Source organism: Schwartzia sp. (in: firmicutes), assembly GCF_978017985.1.
The window spans coordinates 1-4837 of the sequence record NZ_CDXDFU010000075.1; the positions used below are offsets into that span (position 1 = coordinate 1).

6 protein-coding genes are annotated in these 4837 nt (G+C 45.2%); 3 read left to right on the forward strand and 3 right to left on the reverse strand.

Annotated features, from left to right (window positions below):
- On the forward strand, nt 1-1480 hold a 1480-nt coding region (locus ACY69O_RS03475; RefSeq protein ID WP_462332080.1), incomplete at its 5' end, for a flagellin.
- 65 nt (nt 1481-1545) lie between these two features.
- The gene (locus ACY69O_RS03480; RefSeq protein WP_462332081.1) at nt 1546-1860 is read left to right on the forward strand and encodes a TIGR04076 family protein; all 315 of its coding nucleotides are present in this window, start codon (nt 1546-1548) and stop codon (nt 1858-1860) included.
- Nucleotides 1861-1947: 87 nt separating this feature from the next.
- On the opposite strand, the gene ACY69O_RS03485 is transcribed toward ACY69O_RS03480, so the two are convergent.
- The 3 genes from ACY69O_RS03485 to ACY69O_RS03495 form a co-directional block, all read right to left on the reverse strand.
- Nucleotides 1948-2685 (reverse strand): hypothetical protein, encoded by a 738-nt coding sequence (locus ACY69O_RS03485; RefSeq protein WP_462332082.1) that lies wholly within the window; start codon nt 2683-2685, stop codon nt 1948-1950.
- Between the two features lie 181 nt (nt 2686-2866).
- Nucleotides 2867-3541: a DNA/RNA nuclease SfsA gene (gene sfsA / locus ACY69O_RS03490; protein WP_462332083.1), complete on the reverse strand. Its 675-nt coding sequence runs from the start codon at nt 3539-3541 to the stop codon at nt 2867-2869.
- Nucleotides 3542-3553: 12 nt separating this feature from the next.
- Nucleotides 3554-4009, reverse strand: a complete 456-nt coding sequence (locus tag ACY69O_RS03495; RefSeq protein ID WP_462332084.1) for a MarR family winged helix-turn-helix transcriptional regulator — start codon at nt 4007-4009, stop codon at nt 3554-3556.
- 211 nt (nt 4010-4220) lie between these two features.
- Here ACY69O_RS03495 and ACY69O_RS03500 point away from each other — a divergent pair, with 211 nt between their 5' ends.
- Nucleotides 4221-4763 carry a rubrerythrin family protein gene (locus ACY69O_RS03500; RefSeq protein ID WP_462332085.1) on the forward strand — a complete coding sequence of 181 codons (543 nt, stop codon included), beginning with the start codon at nt 4221-4223 and terminating at the stop codon, nt 4761-4763.
- Nucleotides 4764-4837: the final 74 nt, after the last annotated feature.

The window sequence follows — 4837 nt, forward strand, 5'->3', positions numbered from 1 at the left end:
CAAAGAAAAACAAACAAACAGCACGCCAATTGTTGTCGATGAATTAAAGTCACTTACAAAGCTTGGTGCCACCAATACAACTACAAACGCGAAAGATTCCGACGTTAAAGCGACCTTTACAATGGATTTAACCTCATACGCTGACAAATACAATGAATCCGATATGGAATCTTTCATAAGTGAATTGAAGGGCAAAGTCCTCCAATGGGAATATTATTTAGATAACCGCCTTATGGAGAAGAAAGCACCCATGTACGGTTTTGTAGATTCTCACGGAGATTTTTCCCCTACAACACATAAAGCTCGTTCCATTGAGGCAGTTCCACTATTTAGTGGTGCAACTGCCCTAGATTTGAATGAACTGCGCGGTCAGGTCTCCTCAGGGAAATCTGTGGCAGATGTGGCTACAACCTGGTTAAAAGAAAAACTCGGAGATCGGGCAAAAACTCACAACGAGGACAATTCCATTGAGGAAGGAAAGATTGTGCTTGAATCCTATATAGGCGGTACCGCCGGGAACAGGGATGATGTTCACGCGTACAAGGGTACTTTGCGCTCTTATACAATAGATTTCGCATCAGCTCTTGCCGGCAAATCTATTCCTGACGATTTAGACGGTAAAGGTTTCCGGGTTTATTGCGCTACACATCAGGGACAGTGGTTCAACATCGAATTCGTGAATGGCTTGCACAATGCCGATAGCAGGCCTCGCAGCGGTGCGGAAGGCAAGGACGTAAAAACTCTCCTGATAGATGTTTCGCAGGTGCATAACGCAAACGATCTGGCAGCCGCCATATACGACCAGGCTCAGCCAGTTCTTACTAGCGGAGATCCTTACTGGGATCACTATTTCCGCTTGGCATCTGACACTAAAAACGGAACGCTGACAATTTACGACAATCGGACAAGACGCGTCAACACCAGCGAATATACATACCAAATCGATGGAGCAAAGATTGCCGATGGTGTTATCGACAATATCTCCGAAGGAGTACAGCATTTACGTGTCAATGACCTCATCATCCATCATACCGACCGTGCCAGCATGAATATCCGCGTACGAATTCCGCAAACGACGATGGATCATCTTTTTGGATATCAATCCGGAACCAGAGACTTGTCGGAATTCAATGTATTAACTGCCAAGAGCCGTGAAGAGCTTTTAGGCAACAAACCGGGCTATACCCGCAGCGGAGAGTATATCACGGAGGAAGATGAAGGTCTTTTAGACAAAGCCATCAAATACCTGACAAATGCAAATTGTCTCGTAGGCGCGCAAATCAGCCGTCTGCAAATGACCGAGTCGAACATCGTTATATCGCATGAAAGCACACAATCAAGCGAATCAACTATCCGTGACGCAGACATGGCAATGGAAATGGCAAACTATACAAAAAGCAGTGTACTGGCACAAGCTGCCCAGTCAATGCTCGCTCAGGCAAACCAAAATTCTTCAGGAGTATTGAGCTTGCTGCAGTAACCACCGGTTCATTTTATTAACCCAAATATGATAAACTTATTCTAAAACGCACCGGAGGTATCGACATGAAAAAAGTACGGATAACCGTCATGCGGAAGGCATGCTATCCCGATTTGATAGAGAAATACGAAAATCCCATAGAACACGCCTGTGACATACAGGAGGGCTCGGTATTCATTGCCAACGGCTGGCAACGCCCCGACGGCATGTGTGAAAGCGCATGGGAGTCCATGTCTCCATTTGTCATGGCACTTTCTCACGGCGCGAAGAATTTTTATGACGGCTGGATGAAAAATCCACGTTCCGCCATGATTTCCTGCAACGACGGCTTCCGCCCCGTAAGCTTCCTATTGGAGACAATGGACGAAGACGCGGAATAAGGGAGTGCCTGCTGTCGTATTACTTTGAAAACGACAAACTTAAAAGGCGGTGCCGTGTGGCACCGCCTTTTCATATCTGTACAGTTATCAATGCTGCAACGCGAAGAAGTCATTATCCTCGTCACCCAGCAGGCTTTTATCGGACAAAAATTTAACCGGTATGACAGTCATCCAGCCCAGCAAAAATAACAAGAATGCAATGCCCATAATGGACACAATGCGAATAGCCTCATAGAAGCTCCGTCCCCCCTCAATCTCGCTTTTCAGCAGTTTCCACAGCATGAATACCGGAATAAGCGTAAACAGTGACAATGCCATGCGGAACATAATATATTCTTCCCCGCTCATTCTTTTGAACCCCAGCCAAGTCAAGGCGACAGCGGTTACAGAAATTATCATGGCAATTATCGTGTACTTAGTGTACTGCTTATATTTCATATACATTTTGAACCGTTTGCGGTTGTGATAAATTGACGAACCAACGAATATCAGCACGGCGGCAGGCCCCATATACATGGCCGTTATGCACATGACCAGAAGACTGAGAAACATGCACGGAATTGTCTTGAACATGAACTGCCAGACTTTGCCCTTGTAAAAAATATAAAACAACATTACCGTAAGTGTCAGCCTCGATACTGCATATATACCATAGGCAGCCCCTAATATTCCCAGTGAAGCGATGGTTGGCGAAAACCTGGTCAGCAGAATGATAAGCGTCATTGCCTTAATCAAAAACAGCACCGCCATATATTTTTTAAAGCGCGCCTCATCATCAGGAAACCAGTTTACTCTCATCCACTCTTTTACTCTTCCAAATACCACGTTCTTTACCTCGAATCGTAATATATTTCGGCTTCGTCGATAAAACATAAAACCTCTGATTAAAGACCGATTAAGTTCCGCACGCGCGGACACAGTACATGAGGTATCATAACGTAATTATCTGAATTTTTCCCGTACATTAAAATTCAGTTATTTTTCATAAAAAAGGCGGAAGAATTTTTCATTCTTCCGCCATCACTCTTTTGTCATCTACAGTTAATGAGTTTTCCTTCACGGCGCAGCCGAGGAACCATATTTTCACACCTGCGGCAAGCGCTTCCTTCCACGCTTCACCAAAAGCAGAGTGTGTTTCGATATTCGGCCGCACCTCGGAGACCTCGGGCATCTGGATAACAAATGCCAGTCCGCACCAATATCCTTTCCGCCTCGCCTCTATAAGCTCATGGATATGCTTTATCCCTCGTTCCGTAGGCGCGTCGGGAAAATAGCCCATACCTCCGCGTTCAAGGGTGCAGCCCTTGACCTCAAGCAGATATTTCTTCTCTCCCCGTTCCATGTAAAAATCTATCCGTGAATTTCCATATTTATATTCGGGCTTCACAAAATCATAGCCTCTGCCTGCCAGCCATTCACCCATGACCTTGTTCGGCGCCTGGCTGTCAATATTGATAAGCCCAAGCCCCGCCTTTTTCACGGCAATCAGGTCATACGCAGTCTTTCGATTCGGATTTTCTCCTTTTGAAAGAATGACCTCTGCCCCGGGCAGAAGAAGCTCCATGCATCTTCCCGTGTTTTTCACATGAACCGTTTCCTCATGGCCGTCAAGCTCCACCTGCGCCACAAAACGGTTTGGGCGTCTGATAAATTTTGCTCTTGCGATTTCATTATATTTCATTCAATGTCCCCATTACTCCAAAGCCCTGATGATTCTGTAGAGCTGCTCCTTCAGCGCAGATACTTCTTCATCAGAAAACAATTCTCCCTTTTTATTTACAAGGCATACCATTTCACCCGGTATCTTTTCCGCCCTTTTTCTCAGCTCCGCGCCCTTGTCCGTGAGTGTTATCATGACAAGACGCTCGTCCTCCGGATTGCGGCAGCGTTTCAAATATCCCGCTGCCTCCAGTTTTTTCAGCACGGGTGTAAGCGTACCTGAGTCAAGGTAAAGACGTCTGCCCAGGTCGCGCATAGTGACCTCGTTTTCCTCCCACAGCACCATCATTGTGACGTATTGGGGGTATGTCAAATCTATCTCTTTAAGGAAAGGATTGTACGCCGCAACTATCTTTCTTGCAGCAGCATAAATCGGAAAGCAAAGCTGATTCTCAAGAAGCAGCGCATTGCATTTTTTATTGTTGCTCATTTATTTTCGCCTCTGTTATTCAAAATCTTTTATACAATTTTATCATCACTTTATCATCAAATCAAATATAATTTTACAAAATTGTATTTGACAAAATACAATTTTGATGTATAATAAAAATCGTAAACAGAAGTCAGCGTGATATGAACCATCATGATGAAAATTTTGCGTTAAATTTTATAGCAGCTTTGTTTGATCAGGAGGAAAAATTATGAGCATTTACGGATTAACGAAAAACACGGAACTAGAGAACATGATAAAAGCAGCCATGACGGCTGAGGCAAACGGAACAATGCTGTACTACGCGCTGTCACGTCTTGCCAAGGAGCAGGGCTTCGATGATATCGCGGAGGAACTCATTGAAACCGCTAATCAGGAGGCTGTCCATGCAGGATTTTACGCTGTAATGAACGGCAAATATCCGGAAAACTTCTGGAATCTCCTGCGCGCCCTGCAAAAGGCTGAAATCAACGGCGAGGCGCAGGTCATGGCCATGGCTGAAAAAGTCCGTTCCGCAGGCTTTGCTGAAGCTGCAGATGAAATGGAGGTTTTCGCAAAGCAGGAGGGCAATCACGGCGTAATCCTCGGCAAGATTTTAGAGAAATATCAGCCGGAAAAACAAACTCCTGCAGGAAAGGTTTATATCTGCCCTGTCTGCGGCTTTGAGCATGAAGGCGACCTCAGCAGTGAACCCGATGATTACGTATGTCCTCTGTGCGGACAGCCGAAAAGCGCTTTTAAAGAAGCAAAATAATAGCATAAAAAATCCCCCAGCCCATGATGTGGGTTGGGGATTTTTCTTTTTGTGCTCAATCCATCTACCTCGAA

Bases quoted from the DNA above. Each gene is read 5' to 3' on its own strand.
- ACY69O_RS03480 (WP_462332081.1), top strand. From the start codon at position 1,546: ATGAAAAAAGTACGGATAACCGTCATGCGGAAGGCATGCTATCCCGAT.
- sfsA (WP_462332083.1), bottom strand. From the start codon at position 3,541: ATGAAATATAATGAAATCGCAAGAGCAAAATTTATCAGACGCCCAAAC.
- ACY69O_RS03495 (WP_462332084.1), bottom strand. From the start codon at position 4,009: ATGAGCAACAATAAAAAATGCAATGCGCTGCTTCTTGAGAATCAGCTT.
- ACY69O_RS03500 (WP_462332085.1), top strand. From the start codon at position 4,221: ATGAGCATTTACGGATTAACGAAAAACACGGAACTAGAGAACATGATA.